We start from the raw sequence: 488 nt of genomic DNA, 5'->3' as shown, positions 1-488 counted from the left end.
GGGCTCGGCCAGGCGTTCGCCGCATCGGTCTTCGCCGTCCTCACCGCGCTCGCCTTCGTGCTGCTCCCCCGCGCGACGACGGCCGTATCGTGGAGCCTCGTCCTGCTGGCGACCCTGTTCGGGATGTTCGGTCCGTTGTTCGGACTGCCGGAATGGACGATGAACCTCTCGCCCTTCGGGGTGACCCCCGTGGTGGACGGCAGCGGCGTGGATGTGCGCGGCCTGTGGTGGCTCGTGCTCGCCCTGGTCGCGGGAGGCGCAGGAGCCCTGACCCTGATGCGACGCCGTGAGCTCGCCCCCGGAGCCTAGGAGGAGCACGATGCCTGACGACCGCGACGCACCCTCGCCCGACTCCCACCGCGGGACGGAATCCGCCGAGCAGGCCGCCGCCATGATGACCGCCGCCGGGATGCCGCGGATGCCTGCGCGCGTGATGATGGCGCTGATCGCCGCTCCCGAGGGCGGGTACACGGCCGCGCAGCTCGGCG

At 72.5% G+C, this 488-nt stretch carries 1 pseudogene; it reads left to right on the top strand.

The window, feature by feature from the left end:
• Positions 1 to 309 (top strand): annotated as a pseudogene (locus tag DSP71_RS11140) (polyketide antibiotic transporter); the annotation flags it as partial.
• Positions 310 to 488 lie beyond the last annotated feature (179 nt).

Origin of the sequence: Microbacterium sp. H6, from assembly GCF_003314775.1 — a bacterium.
GTDB classification, from domain to species: Bacteria; Actinomycetota; Actinomycetes; order Actinomycetales; family Microbacteriaceae; genus Microbacterium; species Microbacterium oxydans.
This window is presented reverse-complemented; position numbering and strand designations above follow the sequence as displayed.